Origin of the sequence: Paenibacillus guangzhouensis, assembly GCF_009363075.1 — a bacterium.
In the GTDB taxonomy this organism is placed as follows: Bacteria; Bacillota; Bacilli; order Paenibacillales; family Paenibacillaceae; genus Paenibacillus_K; species Paenibacillus_K guangzhouensis.
Genome location: NZ_CP045293.1, coordinates 3,358,565 through 3,383,985, shown reverse-complemented (window position 1 = coordinate 3,383,985; position 25,421 = coordinate 3,358,565). Strand labels below are relative to the sequence as shown.

The 25,421-nt window shown below is 40.6% G+C and carries 20 protein-coding genes and 2 pseudogenes; 18 read left to right on the top strand and 4 right to left on the bottom strand.

What is annotated here, in order from left to right; all coding sequences use genetic code 11:
* Positions 1 to 100 precede the first annotated feature (100 nt).
* Together GCU39_RS32545 and GCU39_RS15225 are read left to right on the top strand one after the other, a co-directional pair.
* Positions 101 to 277 (top strand): annotated as a pseudogene (locus GCU39_RS32545) (MFS transporter); the annotation flags it as partial.
* A gap of 196 nt (positions 278 to 473) precedes the next feature.
* On the top strand, positions 474 to 830 hold the full coding sequence (locus GCU39_RS15225; protein ID WP_152394299.1) for a hypothetical protein: 357 nt from the start codon (positions 474 to 476) through the stop codon (positions 828 to 830).
* Positions 831 to 950: 120 nt separating this feature from the next.
* Here GCU39_RS15225 and GCU39_RS15220 read toward each other — a convergent pair whose 3' ends face one another.
* Together GCU39_RS15220 and GCU39_RS15205 are read right to left on the bottom strand one after the other, a co-directional pair.
* Positions 951 to 1,334, bottom strand: a complete 384-nt coding sequence (locus tag GCU39_RS15220) for a DUF1259 domain-containing protein (protein WP_152394298.1) — start codon at positions 1,332 to 1,334, stop codon at positions 951 to 953.
* A gap of 1,588 nt (positions 1,335 to 2,922) precedes the next feature.
* On the bottom strand, positions 2,923 to 3,162 hold the full coding sequence (locus GCU39_RS15205) for a substrate-binding domain-containing protein (RefSeq protein ID WP_193726942.1): 240 nt from the start codon (positions 3,160 to 3,162) through the stop codon (positions 2,923 to 2,925).
* A 389-nt stretch (positions 3,163 to 3,551) separates the two neighbouring features.
* Here GCU39_RS15205 and GCU39_RS15200 point away from each other — a divergent pair, with 389 nt between their 5' ends.
* The 3 genes from GCU39_RS15200 (at position 3,552) to GCU39_RS15190 (ending at position 7,124) form a co-directional block, all read left to right on the top strand.
* Complete coding sequence (locus GCU39_RS15200) at positions 3,552 to 5,585, top strand: DUF5054 domain-containing protein (RefSeq protein WP_152394296.1); 2,034 nt, start codon at positions 3,552 to 3,554, stop codon at positions 5,583 to 5,585.
* A 117-nt stretch (positions 5,586 to 5,702) separates the two neighbouring features.
* Positions 5,703 to 6,140 (top strand): 1,4-dihydroxy-6-naphthoate synthase, encoded by a 438-nt coding sequence (locus tag GCU39_RS15195; RefSeq protein WP_227793589.1) that lies wholly within the window; start codon positions 5,703 to 5,705, stop codon positions 6,138 to 6,140.
* Positions 6,141 to 6,212: 72 nt separating this feature from the next.
* Entirely contained in the window at positions 6,213 to 7,124 is a 912-nt protein-coding gene (locus tag GCU39_RS15190; protein ID WP_152394295.1) for an aminoglycoside phosphotransferase family protein, read from the top strand.
* A 178-nt stretch (positions 7,125 to 7,302) separates the two neighbouring features.
* Here the strand turns inward: GCU39_RS15190 and GCU39_RS15185 are convergent, their stop codons facing one another.
* On the bottom strand, positions 7,303 to 7,992 hold the full coding sequence (locus GCU39_RS15185) for a DsbA family protein (protein WP_152394294.1): 690 nt from the start codon (positions 7,990 to 7,992) through the stop codon (positions 7,303 to 7,305).
* 555 nt (positions 7,993 to 8,547) lie between these two features.
* On the opposite strand from GCU39_RS15185, the pseudogene GCU39_RS15180 reads away from it, so the two are divergent.
* A pseudogene (locus GCU39_RS15180) lies at positions 8,548 to 8,733 on the top strand (sigma factor-like helix-turn-helix DNA-binding protein); the annotation flags it as partial.
* A gap of 159 nt (positions 8,734 to 8,892) precedes the next feature.
* Here GCU39_RS15180 and GCU39_RS15175 read toward each other — a convergent pair.
* Positions 8,893 to 9,561, bottom strand: a complete 669-nt coding sequence (locus tag GCU39_RS15175) for a TetR/AcrR family transcriptional regulator (RefSeq protein WP_227793588.1) — start codon at positions 9,559 to 9,561, stop codon at positions 8,893 to 8,895.
* 427 nt (positions 9,562 to 9,988) lie between these two features.
* On the opposite strand from GCU39_RS15175, the gene GCU39_RS15170 reads away from it, so the two are divergent.
* From GCU39_RS15170 to GCU39_RS15120, 12 genes are all read left to right on the top strand, one after another.
* Positions 9,989 to 11,164: an MFS transporter gene (locus GCU39_RS15170; RefSeq protein WP_152394293.1), complete on the top strand. Its 1,176-nt coding sequence runs from the start codon at positions 9,989 to 9,991 to the stop codon at positions 11,162 to 11,164.
* Positions 11,165 to 11,185: 21 nt separating this feature from the next.
* Positions 11,186 to 12,613, top strand: a complete 1,428-nt coding sequence (locus GCU39_RS15165) for an aldehyde dehydrogenase family protein (protein ID WP_152394292.1) — start codon at positions 11,186 to 11,188, stop codon at positions 12,611 to 12,613.
* Between the two features lie 175 nt (positions 12,614 to 12,788).
* Complete coding sequence (locus GCU39_RS31545; protein ID WP_193726941.1) at positions 12,789 to 12,953, top strand: hypothetical protein; 165 nt, start codon at positions 12,789 to 12,791, stop codon at positions 12,951 to 12,953.
* Positions 12,954 to 13,253: 300 nt separating this feature from the next.
* Positions 13,254 to 13,616 carry a hypothetical protein gene (locus tag GCU39_RS15160; protein WP_152394291.1) on the top strand — a complete coding sequence of 121 codons (363 nt, stop codon included), beginning with the start codon at positions 13,254 to 13,256 and terminating at the stop codon, positions 13,614 to 13,616.
* Positions 13,617 to 13,960: 344 nt separating this feature from the next.
* Entirely contained in the window at positions 13,961 to 14,578 is a 618-nt protein-coding gene (locus GCU39_RS31540) for a hypothetical protein (RefSeq protein ID WP_193726940.1), read from the top strand.
* 349 nt (positions 14,579 to 14,927) lie between these two features.
* Positions 14,928 to 15,875, top strand: a complete 948-nt coding sequence (locus GCU39_RS15150) for an ABC transporter permease (RefSeq protein WP_152394290.1) — start codon at positions 14,928 to 14,930, stop codon at positions 15,873 to 15,875.
* Between the two features lie 13 nt (positions 15,876 to 15,888).
* Positions 15,889 to 16,758 carry a carbohydrate ABC transporter permease gene (locus GCU39_RS15145; RefSeq protein ID WP_152394289.1) on the top strand — a complete coding sequence of 290 codons (870 nt, stop codon included), beginning with the start codon at positions 15,889 to 15,891 and terminating at the stop codon, positions 16,756 to 16,758.
* A 70-nt stretch (positions 16,759 to 16,828) separates the two neighbouring features.
* A complete protein-coding gene (locus GCU39_RS15140) occupies positions 16,829 to 18,415 on the top strand; it encodes an extracellular solute-binding protein (RefSeq protein ID WP_152394288.1) in 1,587 nt (528 codons plus the stop codon).
* A gap of 90 nt (positions 18,416 to 18,505) precedes the next feature.
* Positions 18,506 to 20,245: a sensor histidine kinase gene (locus GCU39_RS15135; protein ID WP_152394287.1), complete on the top strand. Its 1,740-nt coding sequence runs from the start codon at positions 18,506 to 18,508 to the stop codon at positions 20,243 to 20,245.
* 26 nt (positions 20,246 to 20,271) lie between these two features.
* Entirely contained in the window at positions 20,272 to 21,867 is a 1,596-nt protein-coding gene (locus tag GCU39_RS15130; protein ID WP_265333526.1) for a response regulator, read from the top strand.
* Between the two features lie 84 nt (positions 21,868 to 21,951).
* The gene (locus tag GCU39_RS15125; protein ID WP_193726939.1) at positions 21,952 to 24,192 is read left to right on the top strand and encodes an FAD-dependent oxidoreductase; all 2,241 of its coding nucleotides are present in this window, start codon (positions 21,952 to 21,954) and stop codon (positions 24,190 to 24,192) included.
* Between the two features lie 7 nt (positions 24,193 to 24,199).
* Entirely contained in the window at positions 24,200 to 25,408 is a 1,209-nt protein-coding gene (locus GCU39_RS15120) for an SGNH/GDSL hydrolase family protein (protein WP_152394286.1), read from the top strand.
* The last annotated feature ends 13 nt before the right edge of the window (positions 25,409 to 25,421 follow it).

Genomic DNA, 25,421 nt, shown 5'->3' with positions numbered 1-25,421 from the left:
CTATACGAAGGTTCAGTACATCAAGAATATAAATTCCTTCCTGAATTTAAGGCCCTAAGGTAGAAATACTAAAAAAGTAATTCTATTCACGGTTTCCTAAATACTTTTTTACTTGTCGGAAGAATTAGAAAGTAAATATCACGTAAACGGGGTCACCAAAGGATTAGTGCTTGCGATTCCACTTGCGGTATTGTGTACCGCTTCCTTTATCGGAGGTAAAATAATTGGAAAAAGTAAACAACGAATGAAATGGATAGGATTTATGGGTATTTTGGTGTCATGAGCGTAGTTGACGCCCTAGCAGGATTGTTAGTTTTTTTAAAAATACAACCTGATAAGGCTTCGTAATTTGTCAATAATGCATTAAAACAATTTATTAGTCAAATAATGACTATCAATTACTACCCCAGCACAATCATAATGATGAGGTCAAAAACGGAAACTTATACCATAACGAATTAGGAGAGAGTTAAATGTCCAGTTTATTACTGAAAATTTTTATATGTCCCATTGGTATGATTTTGTCTGCCTGGTTAATTCCAGGTATAGAATATAGTGGTTATTATCAGCCCGTTACCGTAGGGTTGATCTTAGCAATCGTGGGAGTACTCATGGAGTACATTCTTCTAAAAAAGGGAACATTGTGGGTTAGCACCTTAATGGATTTTGCAGCTACCGTGCTTATTGTGTATTTTATTTCAAACTGGTTCACTACTGCATATGTAACCTTTTTAGGCGCTGTTTTGATTGGTGCACTTTTAGCCGTGATCGAGTATTTTGTTCATCTTTGGTTAATCAATAGCGGAAGAACCCAAAAGTCTCCGGTATAACAGTTTCGCATTCTGAAATGCAAAGTTAAATGAAATGTATATCGCGCAGAGGTTAAGGTTAATTTATCTGATCGAAAAAAAAGAGGCGTTCAGACTAAATCCGAACGCCTAGCAACTTGTTTACTTTTTCAGAACATTTAAAGCTGATCTTAATTTTCGAGCGAATACAATAGGATTTTCAATGATTTCAAGATGAAGATACATCAGTCTAGGCTTATCAAATAACCAATGGTTGTGAATTGCAGTTACTTTAAAATTACGTTTTCTAGCGGCATCATTAAAACGTTGAACTTCAGATTGTAATAAGGTGATTTCCGCCGTGTTTAGTGTTTTACCATTTTTAAGCGATTGAATGGTGACTTCGTGTTCGGTTTGATAATTTCTTCCAAGAACTTTGGCGTTCAGTTTTCTATCGATCGTAATTGAACAACTTTTACCGTCAGACATTCCTTTACCACCTAAAATTGTTGCTAATCGGCTACAGAGTGACATTGGGATTTTCATATTTGAGTCGTCTCCTTTCCCTTTGATTATTCAAAATATGAAATTATGGATTGGTAGGGGATAAGCTATTGTTTATTAATTATGAAATGTACTCTTTATGCTACATGGAAAATTAAATGTTGTTTTTTGAATTCGAGACCGTGGCTCGCATAGCTACTTAGTAAGATAAGAACTGCTATATATATTTAAGTGTTAAAACATTGGTGAGGCTAGTTCAACTAACGGGAGACGATAGTTTAATAGCATCAAAGAAAGAAGGCAGCCTATTATTGATCGGTTGCTTTTTTCGTTATTCTAACGGACAGGAGTTGAAGTGAACTGTAAAGGAGAATTTATTCAGCTTCAAGGATAGGATGAGATATATGGACGAAAAACGAACATATAAACCACTCGATGACCTCTCAACTGAAGAAGTGATGGACATTCTAAATAGAAATCAGCTTGAAGAGCTACAGAACCTCCCCTTGCAGTAGGACAGAATCATTCTAATTGGAAATTTGCCCAAGACGTTTGCGCTCGACTCGCGGGCCATGAATCCTCTGCTGTTAGAGCCAATGCTGTTTTAGGACTTGCGTATATTGCAAGAACAAAAGGACAGTTGGAAAAACACATAGTTAAACCAATCGTACTTAGTGAATCATGAATATAACTGGAAAATAGTGGATTCAAATCAATGATATCAATCTATTTATGAAATGGAACATAGCTTCTAAAAGGTTTGAGCTAACGGATTAAATAGTGGAAACGAGGACTTTTGAGTGAACTCAAAGTGAGGTGTTTTAATATGGAGGAACGAACAGCATTAATTGAAATGGATTTAAGTGTAATTCAGACAAGTAAAGAACTACATACAATCCTAAAAGAGACTCTTGGTGCCTAAAGCTTTATGAATAATTGGTTGGTCTAATGTAAAGAAAGTACTGCCAAGGGATTCAGTAATTATGAAAAAGCTTCTTGAGGATTTAAATAGAAAATATTCAAATTGGTCGTGCCAGGTTCTTTACATGGAATACTAATGCTGAAGTCACTTAAAATCACACTACTAAGAAACTGAGCCAACGGAGTTACATTTGTTGAATACCCAGAGAGCAGTTACTGTAGTAGCTGTCCCTCTATTCATTGAAGTAACGGGCAGGATAGTTTAATGAAAAATGGTAAATGTGATAGTACTAGGATAGTCTAAAAGAGACAGCACGAAGAGAGAAGACAAGAAAAGCACAGCCGAGATACATATGTTACAGGGCATGGTAATCAGGTGGATCAATGATATGACAGGAATTTTTCATTTGGTATAGAAAATCAGTGCTGGCAGTACAGAATCTCAAAACTGACTTGACGTATAAGGCCTCCATTGCCACTTAAACGCAGTGGGAATGGAGGCCTTATTTATAATACGTCATCTGTCTATTTTCTATCGGTGCCGCTTTGGGATGGATCGAACGTTTCCCTAGAACGAGGTTGCCCCGATATCGAGCATTGGAACCCAATATCTCCGGATTTCATAGGCGACATAGTCGGTTTCCCCGATTTCTCACAACGCGGCAACTGTAAAGGTATTCGCGATCCTCCGAACTAGGGGATATAAGACTTACGATTTTCTAGCCGACGCAGTTCCGCCTTCATATCGGGAGAATTCCGTAAAGTTGTAAGTTCTTTTTCCCGAACCTGGGTGATTGATGAGGTCGATCAACATCGTAACGATCCTTGTCTTCGCGCTATCCTCCACGTAATAAGTCGTTAATTGAGGAACGCTTACCTTCACCAGATCGGTTAATCCCGAACCGATTAAGCTAACATCTTGCGGAACAGAAACGCCTGTACTTTGCAATCGTTGAAGGACTCCGAATTGAATGACAGTATTCGTGCCGAATGATCTATAAAGTCACCCGTGGTACGATGGATGCGGAAGAAGGAGACGGCGCGGATCCTCCTTTTCGGCGCTGATTAAGCTAACGGACAGTTTAATTAAACAATTCAATTAGAGTATGAATGACTTTTTCGCGTTTGATTTGGTTTTATCAGATTTTATCGTATGAAACAGGTGGTAGACACATTAAAATGTCAGGATTTTATAAAGATGTGTCCTTATAAAATAAATACTAGACTTATGGAATGACCTATTATTACTTAGAATACCCCACAATATGCGGAGATGGCCGAACCTTGTAAAAACAAAAGTGGAGTAAAAGCCTGAAAGCAATTATTACACGACGTATTATGACTAAGAAAGGCGTGATTATAGAAATGAAAAAAATCTATGTGGTAAACAAAACTCATTTTGACATTGGTTTTACTGATTTGGCGGAAAATGTATTACACAAGTATTGCCATGAGTACATTCAGAACGCAATCACTTTAGCTGAAGATTTACGAAAAGAGGGCAAAGACTTTGTTTGGACAACAGGCAGCTTTCTTATAGAATATTACTTCAAAACCATGGATGAAGAAGCTTGTAAAAAGCTAGACGACGCCATCAAGAAAGGTTACATTCGCTGGCATGCTATCCCGTGTACGTTTGAATCTGAAGCGATGACACCTCAAACTTTACATTACATGACTTCCATCTCCAAAAAGTTAGATGCTCGTTATGGATACAAAACAACAAGCGCAAAGATGACTGACGTTCCAGGACATACGATCGGGATTGTTGATGCGTTATATCGTCAAGGAATTAAATTCCTACACATTGGTGTAAATGGTTCGAGCTCCATTCCAGAAGTGCCAGATACATTTCTATGGAAGAATGGCGAAAGTGAGATCATTGTCTCTTATTCAGACGACTATGGTGGCATAATCGGAATTGATTGCATGGATAACAAGCTGGCGTTTATGCATACGCATGATAATAGTGGTCCTGGAACCAAAGAGAAAATTAACGCTTTCTTGTCAAAAATGGCGGATACGTATCCAGACTATGAGCTAGAAATGACTTCAATGGATCAGTTTGCAAATGAAATTTGGGAAGTACGTGACCAACTCCCAGTGATTACAGAGGAGATTGGGGACACATGGATTCACGGATTGATGTCTGATCCGAAAATCATTCGTGATTATCGGATTTTAACGAATTACATGTGTGATAACAAAATAGAAAATGATGATGCGAATTTCTATGCGATGTTAGTGCCAGAGCATACGTGGGGAATGGATATCAAACGCTATTTCAGTGACTATATGAATTATGAAAAGAAAGACTTTGAGCGAGCACGTCGTGCAGACCAAATTACCGATCTTGATTTAACCTACGCTTATAGTATTGTGAAAGAGGCAACTCTTGGCGAAATGCAATTCACTTATAATGAGTGGACGGATCGTTCGTACAAATTTTATGAGTCTTCATGGAAAGAACAACGCAAGAACGTTGATCGTGCAATAGCTTGTTTGGAGCCTAAAGATCAAAATAACATTAAAAAACTAATCGAAGTTCCATATCATATCTTTGAAAACCAAGGTATTGAATGTGGTTTGGAAGAATTGATTTCGGTAAACGGGTATCAAGTTATGTTTGCTAGCGATGGTTCTATTAATCACTTAGAAAAGGATGGAACACTTTACTTTGATCAGGACAACAAACTCGGGGTTCTGAGCTATACAATTGCTGGGCAAAATGACTATGATAATCTACGTTACAACTATTTGCGTGAATTACAACATAATTGGTGGGCAATTGACTTCTTAAAGCCAGGAATGGAAATTCAAAAACGTATTCAATTGAATGAAAATTTCACACCACATGTTGTGAAATTAGTTAAGGAAGATGATTCGATTATTGCAACTTTAAAGTATAGCCAAAGAGCTGTGGAGGAGTATGGTGCTCCAAGAGTTGTAAAGGTTAAATATCAATTTGGAGATAAAGTTGAAATTGCACTTTTATTAAAGGATAAAGATGCAATTCGTTATCCAGAAATTTATTCTTTTGACATTACACCACGTTTGAATTCGCCGTACTTAACTAAGATTCGTAAAATTGAAACCGTTATTTCACCTTTTGAAGTGGTAGGTCACGGAAATAAGTTGCAACACATGATTGAAGAGTTAATTTACGATGGTAGCGATAAAAAAATCAATATTAAACCTATTGATGCCCCTCTTTTGGGAATCGGAACAAATAACAATCTAAGTTATAACAACAAATACCATCAAGACAACAATAAATTTACGTTTACACTATTGAACACAACATGGGGAACTAATTTCACGATGTGGTATGAAGAAGATATTTTCGCTCGTTTTGAGTTAGTGTTGGGCTAAAAATTTCCTACGAACCAGGCTAGGTCATTACGCTAACGGGACACTATAGTTAAATAAACGCGGCTGCTGGCATGAATCGGCAGCCGCGTTGTACTAACGGGGAGGATACTCCGGAAGTTGATGGAATTATTTAATAATCAAATATATAAAAGAGGATTCGCCAATACAATGATCGAGAACGACACCTTCTGTAAAATCTTTATTGATACTGATGAGCAATACGAGTATTTGTATCATTTAATCAAAAAATTGGTTAATGGAAATGACGAAACGAGGCGCGACATTAAGAATGAAACATTGGATTTATCTTTAATAAAAAACGATGATTTTGACGCTATCCAAAGATTAGATTTCCCTGATGGATTTTTACATTCAAGGTATTATTTTGAAGTTGAACCAAATAGAAATGTTGAATTTCAAAGATACATTATGTCTATTTCTTTGTTTCTTGAGAGTCTATGGTCAAGCGGTTTAAATGCTGTTGCAGCTTGTGACTTTGAAGAGTTACTCCCTAGAAAAGGTGGCTACAATTACGTAGGGGAATGCAGGAGCTGAAACAGGATTTTGTATCTCTCATATCGAAAGAAGTGAAGATGTAGACTACTTGCTGAAAGGAGCCAATGCGGCGTGAATGTCATTCCTGATGCTTTTATTGAAAGAATGAAAGAACTCCATGGTAAGCAGGGCGTTGCATGGTCGAAGGCACTGCCTGCATTGATTACCGACTGTGCAAACCGCTTCGGTTTTACCCCGGAGGATCCATTTTCTAATTTATCCTATAACTTCGTGCTCCGCGCAAAACGCAGTGACGGGAAGCAAGTAGTCCTAAAATCATCCTTCATGAAGGACGAACTTTTTAGGGAAGTTAGTGTGCTCCGAGCCTATAAGGGCAGGGGGGCGATCAATGTATTAGATCAAGACGAGATATTGGGTGTGGCCCTGCTGGAGGCTGCCGTCCCTGGTACACCACTGTCGACAATTGAGGATGATACGCGTGCGACGGAGATATTTTGCGAAGTATTCAGTCGCCTTCACGTTCCTGCACCAATCGGGAGTCAATACCCATCCTTGAAGCAGCACTTTGTGGCAATTGAACGATACCGCGAGCGATTCTCCGAAGTGAACATTGCCGCGCCACTGCCTGCAAGCTGGGTGGAAAATGCGGAAGAATGCCTTGCATATCTCATTTCGACCACGAGTGAGAGCTTCTTATTACATGGCGATTTGCATCATGAAAACATCCTTCGTCAATTCGAAGATCAATGGGTTGTCATTGACCCCAAAGGCATCATCGGTGACATCCATTTTGATACTATTCAGTATCTACTTAATTATGAGGATCGAGGCGGAGACTGTGAGCAGGTTCTACGGAGGCGAATTGCGATTATGGCCGATCGCCTCAGCCTGGACCCTCGGCGAATCGCAATGTGGGGCGTGGCACGCGGCGTGCTTGAGGCATGCTGGACGTTAGAAGATGGAGGAACGGATTGGCAGAAAGGCATCCAAATTACGGAGCGTTTTGCCAAATGCTTGGCTTAAGGTCTGTCCAAAAAGTGGGCTAGAGTGGTCGATTAATTGCTAACATTAGGGGTCAAATAAAGGTGACTGGAAGCAGCACTAACAAAAAGCTTAACAAATAAAATCCATGTAGAAAACTTCATAACAAAAAAAGAAGAAGAGATTGCTAGTGGGCAGCTATCTCTTCTTTTGTTGTTTATTATTTTGCAATTTCCAACTCGATTGCTTCAGACAAGTAATTATAATCCGAGGTAGGTAACAATACATCATTTATAATAAATTTAGGAGTCCCATTTACCCCGAGTGAACCGGCGATCTTAAAGTCTTCTTTTACGTCAAGCATATATGTACGTTCGTTTAAATCTTGCTCGAGCTGCTTAATATCAATACCTTTAATACCCTCCGCTAACTGAAGCAAATACTCAGGTGTTGCCCAAATTTTGCTTTCATCCCCTTGATGTTCAAAGATTTTTCGATGGTATTGCCAAAATAGATCCATGTTCTGCTTGGCAACTGCTTCACCGGCACTGGCTGCCATAATTGAGTCGCGATCAATAAAAGCAAAATTCATAAAGTACAACTTTACTTTTCCCGTATTGACAAAATCCCTTTTAAATTGATCTAGGAAATTTAGTTCCCAGTTCTTACAGGCAGGACATTTATAGTCTGCAAACATTACTACCTTTACCTTAGCGTCGTTTGCCCCCATGTATGGCTGCTTATCATAGTTGATACCCTCTTTAATATTGATCTGGCCACGAATTTCTGTATAATTCGGCAATCTAGCAAGTTTGGTTGATTCCTGGGCTTGATTTATCTGGATTAATAGTACAAATAAAAGGATACTCCCGATTATGAACGAGATGACTACAGCCCTTTTTTTAATCATAAGATTCCCCCGTGTGAGCACAGATTTTATTGAATTATATCTGACAAGAATGAAAATACACGATGATATATGCTACATGTCCAAACTCACCATTAATGGTGAAATGTTCATATTACTAATCAAGTTAATGAGGTGCGCTGTGTAAAAGAAATTTTTGCTGTTTCTATTGCTAGTTGGTACGGTTTTTTCTGGTTGTAGCAATAATAATACATGGGTCACATCTGAAACATCGGATATATCCGTCAGGCTAAAGCTATCGAAAATCGTAACGTCGTTTATGACTATAAGTGGGAAACGGAGAACACAAAGATCACTCTTGCTCTGTTCAATAGCACTAAGCTGGAGTGGATAAGGTTTTACATCAGATATGATGGAACTAAATTTCTTAACACTCCTTCAGTAAAAGACAATTTATAGTCATTTACCAGTGATTAAAAAAACAGGTTTTTTATTGTATCTTTTATCCTCATTTTATTGAGCTAACGGGCAGTTTAATACAATCGAGAAAGGTAAAAAGTCTAAGTCGTAGAATAGAAATACATATCCAATAAACGGGAAGCCGGTGGTGAGGAGCGCACGCAGCGAGAGATTGCGAAGGAATTGGGGATCTCACGGAGTTATGTGTCACGGATTGAGAAGCGGGCTCTCATGAAGCTGTATCATGAGTTTATAAGGCGAAGCGATGAAGGGATAATGGCGTTCCGTATTATTACGGGGCGCTTTGTTTTTTATCATAGATAAAACACTCGCTGAACGTGGATAGCTCTAAATGAAATGGATCCATATTATATCAATCTATAAATCAAAAAGAGACCTTGAATCAAGTCTCTTTTTAGACATACATAAATGAAATGATTTGCGGAAAATAATTAAACTTCAATCAAATAACAAGTACTCCTGTCATAATGTCCGATTAAACTTTTCAACAATGTGGTCGATGATTGGATGTATGTTAGAGTCATCTATGATGGACATCTTTTCTGGTTTGAATAATTGAACCTTCTTGAATTGGTAATAATCCTGCAAAACTTGTTGAATGGATATTTGATTATAAAGTAAATATTTAATATTTATGATCTCACGAAGCAATACATCATCTTGAAGTAAAATGAATTTTTCATTAATTTGGTTGAAAATTCCTTTGTCTTTCCCAAATTGGTAAAACTTCAGAGTTTGCTGTTCGCGCTTATTTAGAGTGCCTTTCAACAAATCATATAAATCCGGATAAGCTGATTGAAGGTCTTTTAGAAACACATCCGAAATCTTTCCAACAAGTGATATGGATTGTTCAAACAATTGTTGAAACCAGATTCCGAAAGATTTCTCGTCATTCTCTAATTGGGGATCTTCAAGTTCGTTAATATAATCAACAAAAACCCCAACAACGCCTTCGATCACTTCTTCTTTTGATGAAAAATGCTTGTACATCGTTGCTCTGCTAACATCCATATGCTTTGCAATATCATCCATCCTTAAATTTTGAAAACCATCTTTCATGACAGAGGAGATTAGCTTTTTAAGTAATTTTATCTTCGATTTATCTTGCTGACTCAAGAGTGGTTTGGTCACGGTTCTTCCTCCTTTGAAGCTCTCTTTATATTATATACGACAGAAGCCATACAATAAACATTGAATATAAAAAAGACATTATTCGCCCATTTTGTTAAATCCATAAAGATACTTGAAATCGTCAACAGTGATTGTTGACCGCTGATTTCAAACTCACCGTTACGAATAACTGGATCAATTACCGCTTATCACCTTCGAAATCATTCCCTTAAAATTAAACAAGAAGTATAGATAGCTGAAAATGGGTTCAAGCTAAACGAGACATTTTATACAAAATATTAATAATAGACAAAATAGATGTTTTTTGTATATAATGAATCATGTTGGCAGTGCATTTCAAGTCCAAAGGTTCAGAAGGAGGATGACACATCAAAAATTTATAGGTCTTGGATAGGAATCATACTTCAAGGAGAAAGGAAGAGTAACATTGAAACGAAGTGCGAGAATTGCTTTACTTTTCTTGGCAGTTACGGCCTCATTTGCACCAATGCTAGCAGCTCCAGCAATCAATTTATTAAAAGTCGTCTTCCCAGATACGAGTTCCTTGCTCATTCAATGGGTAGTTACCTTATCTTCATTATTTATTATGCCGACGTTACTTTTCGCAAGTACTTTGGCCAAAAAATTTTCAAGAAAAAGTATCCTTATTGTAGGTTTAGTGCTTTACATTATCGGAGGAATTGGACCATCAATTGTGAACTCCATTCCTGTCATATTGGTTTTTAGAGCCATTCTTGGATTAAGTATAGGTATAATTTCTCCAACATTTAATGCTCTCATAGCTGAGAATTTTCATGGCGATGAGCGGACTAAAATGAATGGTTGGGTCACTGCGATTAATGGAATTGGTGGAGCTATTTTTCTATCGATTGGAGGATTTGTAGCCTCATTTGGATGGAGAAGTGTTTTCTTAAGCTACGCTTATGCAATTATCTTGCTGATCTTTGTCGTCTTATTTCTCCCGAAATTCCCTCCAGTTCAAGTTCAAGGTACGAAAAACACGTCAACAGCTAAGATTCCTGCTGTTTTTTATCTAGTTGCTTTATTAAGTGGGCTGCACATACTACTTTATTTTACAATTCCAACGAGCATGTCTTTATACTTAGCTGAAATTGGTGTTGGTACAGCTTCAAGTGTAGGTTATTTTTCCGCAATATCCTTGTTTAGCATTTTTCTTGCAGGACTTGCCTTTCCAATGTTAACTCGAATATTCGGTCGTTTTATTGTAACGTTCGGAATCGTTCTCTATGGTTTAGGATTTTTAGTTGAAAGTTATGCAACAAATGTATGGATGATTGCAATTGCTGTACTTTTAATAGGATTTGCTCAAGGGTTCTTTTTCCCAATATCTTTTACGAAAACAGCTCAATTGGTACCTAAAGAGCGGTTAACAACAGCAATTTCAATCTTGTTGGCATGTATTTATACCTTCCAGTTCATCTGTCCAATCTTCATGAATGCAGTGCCGTCGTTCTTTGGATTTTCTTCTACAAGAGATACGTTTCTAATTATCTCCATCCTGTTAGGAGTATCTGTAATTGTATCGATTCTAGTATCCAAAAGAGTTCAACCACAAGTAGCACGAGTTGCGGAGTCAAAATAATTAACCAGGAGGAATACGATTATGCGAAATATTAATCGAATTTATATAAACGGAGATTTTGTTCAGCCCCTAGGGACAGATGAGCAAGTGTTAATTAATCCGTCGAGCAAAGAAGTCATCGGCAGAGTTATCCTTGGCAATGAAGAGGATGCAAAGAAAGCCATTGCCGCTGCGAAAGAAGCATTTAAGACATTCAGACTCTCATCCATTCAGGAACGACTTGAGATCCTTCAGAGATTACATGCTGCTATCCTTGCCAACATAGACAGCATGGTAGAGGCCAACATCAATGAGTATGGCGCACCCCGAAAAATGGCTGTTGGCCGCGTAAAGCTTGCAGCTAATAACTTCCTAGATACCAAACAAGCATTGGAGAAATTCGAGTTCACGCGCTATATCGCTTCAGCAAAAATCGTTTCGGAGCCAATAGGTGTCATCGGTATTATCACCCCGTGGAACGCAAGCTACTCTCAAATTACAGCTAAATTATCTGCCGCTATTGCTGCCGGATGTACGGTTGTCATTAAACCAAGTGAACTAAGTGCTATACAGACTGATGAGATCGTCGAAGCATTCCATCAAGCAGGTCTCCCAAAAGGTGTTATAAACGTAGTAAATGGTTATGGAAACACGGTCGGAGCTGAGTTAACCCGTAATGAGGACATCGCCATGATCAACTTTACAGGTTCAACTCGTGTTGGGAAGGAGATACGACGGGGTGCGGTAGATACGATGAAACGGGTCACTCTTGAGCTTGGGGGCAAGTCCCCGATCGTTGTACTGGATGATGCTGACTTTGCCAAAGCTATTCCGATTGCAGTTAGCCAAGCCCTTACGAACAACGGGCAGGCTTGCATTTCCGGTTCTCGTCTTCTTGTTCCAGAGCATCGTTTGGAAGAGGTCAAGCAGTTGGCAAAAGCCGCACTTGAGGCCGTGAAAGTGGGCATGCCTTCACAAGAGGAGACTACACTAGGTCCAATTATTACTGAAAAACAATACCAGAATGTCCAGCGGTATATTCAAATCGGACTTGACGAAGGTGCCGAATTGGTCACTGGAGGACTTGGTCATCCCGATGGTTTGGAAAGTGGATATTTCGTAAAACCGACGCTGTTCGCGAATGTAACGGAAGATATGACCATAGCGAAAGAAGAGATCTTTGGACCTGTTCAAGCGATTCTCACTTATAAAACTGAAGAAGAAGCCATTGAGATGGCTAATCATACAGCTTACGGTCTCGCAGCCTATATACACTCCGGAGATTTGGATAAAGCAAACGAACTTGCTTCCAAAATTGATGCTGGTACCATCCTAATTAATGGAGCCGTTCATGAAATGAAAGCACCTTTCGGTGGGTATAAGCAATCAGGAATTGGCCGGGAATATGGCGAGTATGGAATTGAAGAATGTTTAGAAATCAAAACCATAACAGGGCATGGAATAATTTAATTTAAATTTAGGTAAGAATATGGGGCCAATTATTTATGGCACCATCAATCTCTTTTAGGTTAGGTTGAAGAATCACAACAAATGGAGATGAAATGGATATTTTCATTTGGATAAACCTTTTTGAGTGGAGGTACGTCAATGATGGCAAGTTTGACAAACACACTATTTCAAAAGGGTGATATTTATGAGAAAGCCGTCCAAAATCATTACCCTGTCCGCTGCCGTTGCCCTGCCTCTCAGCTTGGCCGGACAAGACTTTACTTCTGCCGCTGATTTTAAAGATATTAATAGCGTGCAAGACAAAGACAAGATCATTGCCATGTATGACAGCGGCCTGTAAGGGCATTTGTCGGGTGACAAGAACATGTATGCTTAAAAGCCGCGTATTAACGGCTTTTTTTGTTTTAACGATATATGTTCTTGTCAAAAACGAATGACAAGAACATATATCGGTTGCCGATTGAAGACAAGAACATATATTGTATTATGTAAATGAGGACGATTATCAATAATAAAATGATGCAGATTGATCAGAGGCGTTAAGCTAACGGGCAGTTTAACGCAACCTTTGTTAGATAGTAACGTCCTAAATATTGGGTGAATTAAGTGTGAGTCCCAATTAGGCTAGGAGGTGTACCGTATGAAAAAAATTTATTTATTGTGTTTATTATCAATAATTGTTCTATCGGGTTGTAAAGCAAGCAACGAACCTTCACCTTCTTTAAACCTTTCGTCCATGCATTCTGTTGAAGAAGGTAAGTATTATCTTGCTGTATTAGGAACCAATGAAGAACAAGAAAGTGAATTCCAACAAGTGTTTGATAAGAATATCAAAAATATATCTGGTTACTATCAAAACGGAACACCAAATGATGTTGAGCTACAAACTTTAAATATTCATGAATTACCCACGTATATTATATTCGATACAGAAAAAGAAATATTTCGAACAGATAATTTGAATGAGCTTAATCAATATCTTCACGATGTGGATAATAAGTAATGGTTATTTATCTCAGAACGTAAGTTAAATTGGAGGTATTGATTGCGCTAACGGGACACTATAACTCAATAAAGACATTTGAAGGCAGCCGGCTTCTTGTGATCGGTTGCCTTTTCTCAACTAACGGGCAGTATTGCTGAATATCGAAACAGAAAAAACAGCAAGGAAATTATCAAGACTTAAATTATAAACAAGAGCGAATTGAAATTCCTAGTGGCAGAATTGAGCAGTTTGAATCTCTAGTAACAGCTCAAAATAAGGGAAGTTACGGAAGAGACTGCAGTGTAAAGGGATAATAAATAAATGAACTAACCGGAATTGGTTGGGCTAATGGATGTATTGAAATGAACTCTAGTACCGTATATTTCGCAACAAGCTATATTACCGATGCACTTGATGACATGTTAAAGGCACTGAATGCACTTATTCCTGAACTCAGCTCATACCCTGTTTCAAAGACTCAGTTTGAATGGAATGAGGAACCCGGTGGAACTGTGTGGACATTAAGTAAGATTGTTGATTCATTACATGTTCAAATTACGTCATTTGAGGATTTACGCAACAAAAAACAGCAAGTTATTGAACTAGATGAGAAATGTTCAATTGTCGAATTTACAGGGGCCATCCTGCCTAAAATTGGTGGAGCCATACTTATTATTACTGGGGTTTGGCTAATGATCATAACCCAGATGGGGTTGTCTCAAATGTGGCTTAATATATCGGTCCTTTTATCGCTGCTCTTGGTCGCCATGATCGACGGATTGATCGGACCGCGCATTAAAAAGATCATGCTGATTGCATCTATAAGTCAAGGCAAACAAAAGAAGCTGCCAAGCCTTTTTACAATCGGCCCGCCTGTTACAAGTCAGATTGAAGGAACGTGGCAAACATGGCAAACATATGCGGATGTACGATATTTAGTCGATGATGCGCCTTGGGGAGATCTTGTCAGGTCACGCTAACGGGTACAATAGTTGAATTACGATATAGAGGCAGCTGGTCAAACGATCAGCTGCCGATTTCATTGATGTAACAGGCAGTTAGATAGAACAATGACTTTATCTTGCCTGTAGGCTTGATTGTTACGTGTCAAACCTACCTGGATTGCTGTGAATATGAAACATAATTAACGGACAAGTGATATCGCCTAGTAACGGTGACGACACGCTCGTCCGTTTTTTCATGCCTATTGTATTGGAATTTTCCAAGGCTGTACTTACTTAATATCTTATAAGAAATTCTTGAAATTACAGAAATTTATCCAATAGGGGGGTGCTATTATACAACTATAAATAGAGAAGAGGTGAGGATATGCAAGCGAAATTGGCAGCGGACGCCATTCCCCGCTCCCAAAAGCGGAATTCATGGATAAGAACGATACAAAAGTATAAAGTGATGTATATTCTTTTGTTCCCGGCATTAGTTTACTTTGCCGTATTCAAATACATTCCTATGGCGGGAATCATTATTGCTTTTAAGAACTATAACCTGGCTTTGGGACTATGGGATAGCCCATGGGTGGGATTCAAAAACTTTACAGATTTTATTAACGGCGTTTATTTCTGGGACATCATGAGAAATACGATTATTATATCGCTGTATAAGTTATTGTTCGGTTTCTCCGCTCCCATCGTACTCGCTTTGCTTCTCAATGAAGTTTATACCCAATGGTTCAAGAAAATCGTACAAACGATTACTTATTTGCCTCATTTTCTGTCGTGGGTTATCGTTTATGGATTGATGGTGGCATTATTAGCCCCAGGAGATGGCCTTATTAATATGATTTTGAAGGAAAATGGTGTTCAACCTATCTCCTTCTTAACGGAACCTGCTTGGGGAAGACTGCTGGTCATCTCATCTGAAATATGGAAGGACATTGGATGGGGAGCGATACTGTACCTCGCTGCATTAGCAGGGATTGATCCAAGCTTATATGAAGCGGCTAGAATGGATGGCGCTTCCAAATGGAGACAGCTCTGGCATGTCACATTACCCGGCATTCGAGGCGTCATTATTCTGATGCTGATTCTTAAATTGAGCCACATCCTGGACGCTGGTTTTGACCAAATCTTCATGTTTGCCAACAGTTTTAACCAGGAGAAGATCGATATTATCGACACTTGGGTATACCGTGAAGGGCTGGAGCGTCTTAAGATTGGCTTGGCTACTGCTGTGGGGTTGTTTAAAGCTGTCATCGGATTTATTTTAGTGTTGGCTGCGAATAAGATCGCCAAAAAATTCGATGGGCAAATTTGGTGAGGTGGTATGAGCTATGATTAAGCTGACGATCGGGGAAAAGGTATGGCAAGCAGCCGTTTATACGATTCTTATTCTACTATCACTGCTCTGCTTACTTCCCTTTTTATATGTGGTTGCTGTTTCGGTAACACCAGAATCAGAAGTGTTAAGAAGAGGGATTGTTATTCTACCAGAATCCTTTACCTTTGCAGCCTATAAAGAAGTATTCATTTCTCATGGCATAGGGCAGGCGTATAAAATTACGTTGTTTCGAACGATTGTAGGTACTGCGTTAAATGTGCTATTTACGGTACTCGCGGCGTACCCGTTATCCAAAAAATATTTGCCGGGACGCAGTCCGTTTCTAATATTCATTGTGTTTACCATGATGTTCAGTGGGGGGTTAATTCCGACATATTTGTTAGTCCGCTCGATGGGACTTCTAAATAGTCCTTGGGTATTGATTATTCCGCATCTGATTAGCGCATTTAATCTGGTGATCATCAAAGGCTTTTTCGAGCAATTGCCTGCTGAAATCGAGGAATCGTCGAGGGTAGACGGCGCAAGTGAACTTCAGTCGCTCTGGAGGATCATTTTACCCCTTTCCTTGCCCGTCCTTGCCACCATTTCCTTATTTTACGCCGTGGGCCATTGGAACAGTTATTTCGATGCGATTGTGTACTTAAATGATTCGAGCTTAATGCCGCTTCAAGTTGTCTTGCGCAACATTCTGCTTAACGTCGCAACACAAAGCGCGGATTCGATGGCCAATTCCGGTGCGGTTAGCCAGTTCGCTGTGCAAATGGCCGCTGTCGTCATGACGACGGTTCCGATTTTGATCGTTTATCCCTTCATGCAGAAGCATTTTACGAAGGGTGTGCTCCTAGGCTCGATTAAAGGTTAAAAGGCTATTCTTATCTAGGTTGTTACGGGACACCGTGATAATATATATACAAGCTAAAGGAGAGGTCAATATGCAACGTAAAAAGATTTCATTACTTGTTCTGACTGCTATTGTTGGGCTGGGAACGCTATTGTCAGGATGTGGGGACCAAGAAGAAGTTAAACCGACAGCTTCGAACAGTCCTCAATCCGAGGCTAGTAAGTCTACGAACAAAATGAAAATCACGATGTTTAACCAAGGTACTTTCAATGCTGCTGCTCCGATACCTCCACGCGAAGAAGATATTCAACGGCAAAAGTTAGAAAAAGCATTGGACATCGACTTGGATATGATGATTCCTCAAGCTGGGCAATCAACAACCAAACTGAATACGCTCATTGCAGGCGGGGATATTCCAGATTTGATCTTTTTGAAGAGTCGGGCTGATCTCGCGCAATATTATGACCAAGGCGTACTTGCGGATTTGACACCGTATCTGGATCAATTTCCTGAATTGCAGAAACGTTTTAGTAGTGACTCCTGGGAGGCGATGTCCTACCAAGGAAAAACGATTGGAGTTCCAGGTTATGATAATGTAAACGGTATTAGTCGAAGCTTCTTCATCCGCAATGATTGGCTGAAAAAGCTGAATATGGAAGTGCCAACGACACCTGACGAACTCTTTGAAGTTATGAAAGCCTTTACAGAGAAAGACCCGGACGGTAATGGCAAGAACGATACGTACGGATTCATCGGCGGTATGAATAAAGAAGGCAATCTGCAAACCTATGGGTTCGATAGCTTGATGTGGATGTTTGGCGTCAATCCTCCCTCGGCCATTGAGGTGAAAGATAATCAACCGATATTCCTATTTATCGATCCTAAAATGAAAGAGGCGCTTGCATACATTCATAAAATGATGGCAGCCAATGTGGTAGACCCCGACTGGGTGACGATGAATACGCCTGATTTGTTGGACCAAAAGTTATTTAAGGGTAAAGTTGGCTTCATGATAAGAGATGCCCGTAGGCTGGAACCGGACTATCAGCAGAAAATGAAAGAAATTAGTGGAGAAGTGCCGGAATGGATCGTCATTCCTCCAATGAAAGGTCCTTACGGTGATCAAATTGTAGAGAGAAAATCGTTCCAAGGCAATTCATGGGCCATATCCGCGAAAGCGGATAAGGACAAAATCATTCGGATCTTGTCCATGCTGAATTATCTCTTTACGGACAAAGAAGCCTATCCGAATTTTGCATACGGAATTAAAGGGATTCATTGGGATGTGGTAGACGGCAAGATCAAAAATAAAACCTCCGAATTATCGAAGGAAATGAAAGAAAAGTACCTGTGGGTCGATCATTATAGAATGCCGCGCCGTGGTGATGATGCGGAGTACTTCAGCTTCCAGAATCCTAAGACGACAGAAGCTTTTAAGAACAATCAGAAATACGTGGCGCCTACTTTGCCCGGGAATTTATTGACTGAAGACCCGAACGATACATTGGCAGCTGACCGCACACGTTTCATTAATGAAAGCTTAGTCAAATTTATGACGGGCAAAGAGCCGCTTTCCAACTGGGACAATTTCCTCCAAACGTTGGATACTAAGTTTGACATGCAGAAATATAAGGAAACAGCAATCAAGCAATTTAAAGAAGCCGGCATCATCAAGTAAAATAAACGAAGAGAGTGGCTATTCGTAGCCCCTCTCTTTATTGTCATATGCTATTCTTAGTTTAATACGGAATTAAAAGGAAGATGATGGATGCGAAGAAGAATCAGCTTGCCTTTAAAATTATTTTTTATCGTGTTTGCGTTTGTGTTAAGCTGCATCGTCTTGATAAGCCAATTGTCATATCGCTATGTTCAAAAGGAAATAAGAACTAATGATATTTATTACACCAATCAAATACTTGACAAGGTTGATCAGTATTTCACGGTTAATTTCTCTTCCTTCCAGACGATCCTGTTCTCGGTCGAAACATCGGTGAAAGCCAATATTGACAATCCGGAAGTGATTAAAAAGCAATTAAGAGAGCTGTATGAACTCAACAGTAATTACGTCAGTAATATTTATTTGATCAAAAGCGATTTATCCATTCTAGGCGGAAGTACACCTACCCGAATATTCGATGAACCTTTATCGGAAAGAGAACCTTTGTTTGATGCGGCTGACAAGAACAGAAGGACTACATTTGTCAGTGATCCTTACAAGTCTAAGTACTCCGGCTGGACAGTTACGATGGTTCGATATCTGAACGGCACTCCGTTTCCTATGGCCATTGCGGTAGATTTGGATCTAAATGCCATGGAAGAAACCTTGTTTAAGATTAATAAACAAGAACAAATGAATCTGGCTATGATCACCGCATCTGGTAAAATCATTGCCGGATTTTCTGAAAATAAAGGACCACTGAATAATCAAGATCGTACTTTTTCAATCGGGGAAACGTCAGCGGAACAAATTCTGGATACGACAGAAACAAGCGTTCAACTGCATACCAAGGATGGCATTCCGGTCACCCTGCTGAAAAAACCGATGGAGAGATTCAACTGGACCATCATCTCGATCAATGATGAATCACGCTTGATAGCTGCTTTGTCCAGATTGGAAACCTATTATTTCGAGCTTCTAGCTGGAGGTCTTCTCTTAAGTTTGTTCATTTCCTTTTTTATTGCCAAATATATAAGGACCCCACTCTATGCGCTCAAAACAAAAATGAAGCGGGTGGAGCAAGGCTTTCTCACAACTACAATAACGATTAACCGAAACGATGAGTTTGGTGATCTTTCCCGAGCCTTCGATCGTATGCTGCAGCAAATTGTAGAACTGATTCGGCGAGGGGAGCTTCATAATGAACTTGAGCGAAAGCTGGAAATCCAAGTACTGCAGTCTCAAATTAATCCTCATTTTCTGTATAACACGCTTGGTTCGATCAGCAATGTTATACGCCTCGGACAAATAGAGAAAGTAGATGTGGTGATTGGGTCGCTCATTTCATTATTGGAATACGGGATTGATGACGCTTCGGAGAAGGTATCACTTCATCAGGAATTGCGAAATGTATCGGACTATATCGAGATCCAGAACATCCGCTATAACCGAAACTTCCAATTGATTGAGAATATCGAAGCAGGGTTACTAGATTTTCCGGTTTTTCGAATGCTGCTGCAGCCCCTTGTGGAGAATAGTATCTTCCATGGTTATAACGGAGGGGGGATCGAAGGCCCTATCACGATTCATGCGTACAGAGAGGGCGGCATCGTCATCATAGAAGTCGTAGATCAAGGCGAGGGAATTCCAACGGATAAAATAAAACATATTTTAAAATCAGAACCGAGTAATGTGGAAGTGAAAAGGAAAAGAATCGGATTAAATAATATTCATGGCCGAATAAGACTTCACTACGGAGAACAGTTCGGGCTCCAAATCATAAGCATACCTAAGGAAATAACCCGTGTTCGCGCTTTATTCCCAGCAGACTTGTATAGAGGAGATGCATGATGGTGAGAAACTATACCTGCTTCATTGTGGACGATGAAGATCTAATCATTCAGAGATTGGAATTGTTTTTTAACGAGCTCTCCCTTAGGGATAGGCGATTTCTTTTAGTGGGAAAGGCGAATAATGGGCTGAATGGGATCGAGGAGATCGTAAAGCTTAAGCCGGATATCGTGATATCTGATATCGTTATGCCGCGAATGGATGGAATTTCTATGATTGAGCAGCTAAAGCCAGAGCTTCCCCATACCCAATACATTCTTTTGACCGCCTATTCATCCTTTGAATACGCGCAGAGAGCTATTCAAGCCAACGTATTGGAGTACATTGTAAAGGTTCCGCTCAGGGAAGCGGATTTGAATCGAGCTTTAGATAAGGCAGCCGGGATTTTAAATGAGGTTAAGAAAAAAGAAGCGGAATTTCAATCATTAAACGTATCCGTGCTTGAAAATAAATATAGAGTCCGTAAGCAATTTTTTAACGAGCTGATCAGAGGCGAAATTCCTTCTCATCGGGCATCGGATTTTGCCAATCGCATGCAGTTCCATTTCTTTCAAGCCAACTATTGCTGCTTCATTGTTGAAATGAATCTGTATGAAAGTTTCCGTAACGAATATGCAGCCGCTGATCAAAACATCTTGAAATATGCGATAACGAATATCATCGAAGAAACGGTGATGAATGATGGCATGGGTGTAGCTGCGGAGCTATCCGATAATCGTTTTATTGGCTTTCTTTCCTGGGAAAATAATCGCAGTGATATGGAAACAGAATATGCTTGCCAGTCATTGGGGGGGCAGATCATCTCTCATTTGCATCAATATTTGAATCAAAAGGTATCCGTCGCTTTTGGAGGTCCGCACCGAGGCTGGGAATCTATCAAACAGGCGTACACGGAAGCTAAAAATGTGAGTGACGATTTCTATTATCATACCGAGAAAGTAGTCAAAACGCCCGTGCATCGGTTCCAATACCATAATGACAGAAAAGAGGACTTTCAGAAGAAACTGGCTGATTTTCTTGCTTGGGTGAAAAGAAAGGTTTCCAAAGAAGAGCTGGAGAAAGAATTTGCTGATTGGAACCAATTTGTTACGGACCATAAAATCCATAAGTCCATCATGGCACCCATGCTGCGAGACTTGTACAGAGACATTACAGTGAAGTTTAAATCGGGGAACAAGTTGACTACGGAAGTAGCAGAGTTTCCGATCGATTTTATGGCTTTTCGGGAGCAGCTTGCCTATATTGGTGACTTCACATTCGAATATGTACACGCTGGCCAACTTGTACATCGTGCAGAAATCATGAGTGCCATGCAGTTTATAGAAAAGAACGTCAAACAGCGATTAACGCTCGAGGCGATTGCCGAGGAAGTGAATTTAGCACCATCGTATTTTAGCAGCTTATTCAAAAAAACAATGAACGAAGGCGTGATCAGCTACATCAACCGTAAAAAAATTCAATTAGCTCTCGAACTGTTAAATGTTCAGGATTATTCTTTATTGGAATTGTGCGAGGAAGTGGGAATCGTCAATGAAGGTTATTTTTGTAAATTATTTAAAGAATATACGGGTGATACGCCTAAGCAATATCGGATAAAAATGACACGGTATGCATCCAAATAAAGTTGCAAAAAATGTATGAATTTTTCGCTAAATCATGTAAAAAATAGGGGATCAAAAAGATTACCATGATAGAAGGATCTAATCATGGAGGTTATCAAAATGGAGCTTATTAAAGCAGATGTAACCGTCGTAGGCGGAGGTATTGCTGGGATATGCGCTGCCATTGCTGCCGCACGCCAAGGGCTGCAGGTTTCACTTATTAATGATCGACCGGTTCTTGGAGGAAATGCGAGCAGCGAGGTCAGGGTTCACATCAACGGGTCGGCATATCTTGGAAACAGTCCATCCTATTATGCACGCGAGGGCGGGTTAGTGGAAGAACTCAAGTTGAAGATTTTTCACTATAATCCGTTATACAACAAGAAGCTTATGCTTTCACTCTCGGATACGGTCTTGTTGGATATGGTCTATGATGAGACTAACATTTCTCTATTCCTGAATACATGCGTGCATGAAACGGGCATGGAGAACGGTAGAATTAAATGGGTGGAGGGCCTTCAATTGGCTTCCGAAAGAAAATTTCGTTTTGAAAGCCGAACCTACATCGATTGCTCCGGAGATGGAATTGTCGGATATCAAGCTGGTGCTCACTTCCGATGGGGGAGAGAAGCGAAGCATGAATACAACGAAGAATTGGCTCCTGAAGTGGCGGACCATTACACCATGGGCGATACGATCTTGTTTCAAGCCCGTGACGTAGACTATTCCGTTCCATACAAAAGGCCTGGCTTTGCGTATGATATTACGAAGTTGCCCTTTTTCGATAGTATTAGAAAAGGCTTAAACCATCGTGTTTTTCCAAGAAAAATCAACGGGCTTGGCGGATTGTGGTGGCTGGAATACGGCGGACATCTGGATATTATCAAGAATAATGAAGACATCGCATTGGAACTGCGGAAATTGGTGTATGGGATTTGGGATTATATCAAAAATAGCGGCGAATTTGATGATGTAGACAATCTCATCTTGGATTATGTATGTCCGATTCCGGGAAAGCGAGAGTCGAGGCGGTTTATAGGGGAACACATGTTGTCACAGAACGATCTTACAGCAAAGCCGCATTTCGAAGATGCTGTATCCGTCGGAGGATGGTATATGGATTTACATGCGAATAAGGGCATCTACGATGAGGGGCCGGCTACAGCATGGAATTTCGTGCCTGGATTGTACAATATCCCTTTCCGCAGTTTATATTCACGAAATATTCCTAATCTCATGTTCGCTGGTCGCAACATCAGTGCTACCCATGTGGCTTTCGGATCTACAAGGGTCATGGCAACCTGCGGTTGTATGGGGCAGGCGGTTGGCACGGCTGCTTCGTTATGCTTGAAATATGAGGTAGACCCCGCGGCCATCGTCGAAGCTCATATGGGGGAGCTGCAGGCGATGCTGCTTCGAGACGGGCAAACGATTGTAGGGCTTCAAGAGGAATTGGATCCTTACTTCGCTGACGGATTAACTATTCGTGCTTCGTCTCAGCGCAGCTATGACAATCTTCATCCAACCGAAGAGATTTCCTTGGAGAAAGGGTTATGTTTGGTCTTGCCGATTCAGACATCCGTGGCTGAAAGCGTACGGATCAAAATTAAAAATATGTCCGAGCATTCGGAAACGCTGCATGTGAAGCTGTTTGGCGGGGAACGGAAGGAAAACTACATTCCCACCAGTGCGTTGAAAGATTACCGCTTGGTTATTGCAGCCGGTCATGACGACTGGATTATGCTAGACTTGGGCTGCAAGAAGCCGGCTGACGACAAAATCTACATCGTATTGGAAGGTACAGCGAGCCTTGCCGTATACGGCAATGAAGAGAAATTGACAGGAGCGGTCAGCTTCCATTATAGGCCGGAAGAGCCGTCCAGGCTAAAGAAATTCAATAAGAGCATTTGCTTCAAGGATCTGTTACCATCCCAGAATATGTATAATCCTGAGAATGTCGTCAACGGCTTCTCTAGACCATATGGTCTGCCGAACGGCTGGATTTCTGAACGTACGGAAGGACAGGAATGGTTGGAATTCTGTTTTGCAAGCCCCAAAAATGTAGACGAAATTCATCTTGTTTTCAATTCACAGTTGGATTTGGAGCATTTCGACGATCCTATCGAGCCACTTATCCAAGATTATGATGTGACCTTGACTTTAGAAGACGGAACCGAGAGTGAAATCATTATCCGTGGAAATTATCTCACGTTGAATAAACATAAGTTGGATGCAAAACGTGTAACCCGAATCCGGATAAATTTCTGCGCAACTTATGGTTCTCCTTATTATGAAGTGTTTGCTGTAAAATGGTTTGCTCCTAAAACGATAAGTGAGGTCAGGTGAAGTCGCGATGAAGGAATTATTCCCTCGAAGAGGGCTGCCTAATGTCATTCCTAAGTTGGAAAATGGGGATACAGTAACAATCGTCTATTTTGGCGGCAGTAATACGCGTTCTGAAGGATACAGGGTCATGACGGCGGATTGGCTTCGAAGGCAATATCCCAATGCGGATATCCGCTCTGTGAATGCAGGCATTTCTGGGACAGGATCGGACCTCGGCTGTGCCCGTTTGGAGACAGATGTACTGCGTCATCAGCCTGATCTAGTATTTGTTGAATTTGTTGGTAACGATGGCGGAGATCCCGAATCCAAGGCACGGATCGAAGGAATTGTCCGACAGATCCGCAAGCAGAGCCGGCATACCGATATCCTGTTCGTTTATACGCTGAAGGAGCGGGATGTGCCCCTATTTCAGTCTGGGGAATACCAGAAGGGGGCTCTCATGCAAGATGAAGTGGCCGATTATTACGGTATTCCTTCGATTCATCTAGGCGTAGCGGTCAGTCAATTGGTGTCCGAGGGAAAGCTCATTTTCACCTCTAGTGCAGACCAGACCAATCCAGGAGCCATTATTTTTACGCATGATTCGATCCATCCGACTATTCCCGAAGGACACCAGATTTACACGGATACGATCACCCGGTCATTTGAGAAAATGAGCGAACTTCGAGATCATCTGGGAAGGTTGGAACATCACTTGCCTCAGAATCCGTTGGTCCCGGCTAATCCTTGGGAGTACGCGACCATGCTGTCACTGGATCGTCTTACTCATTTTTCCGCAGGATGGTCTTACATGACTCCCGATGATTTTGCTTTAGTGCGCGAGTACAATTGGTTGTTCCCCGGCCTATGGCGAGCAGTCGATCCTGGGGAGGCTATCACGGTGGAGTTCGAGGGCACCCATATCGGGCTATTCGATATCGGGGGGCCTGATTCTGGCAGATTGAAGGTGTCGGTGGATGGCGGGGAACCCTTTGTTGTCGATCGATTCACACTTTACAACGATCATAATCGAAATCAGTATGTATTCTTGCCGGAGCTCCCGAATGGGAAACATACGGTTCGTTTCGAAATCGATACCGAGAAGACAGACAAAGCGGCCGTGTTTGAGGCATGCGGCAATGAACGAAGTAAAGAGCATGTTCGGCAGCATCCAGATTGGTATGATCAAACGGTGGTCCAGCTAGGGAAGTTGTTATTGGTGCAGCCGCCATTATAATGGATGATTAAGC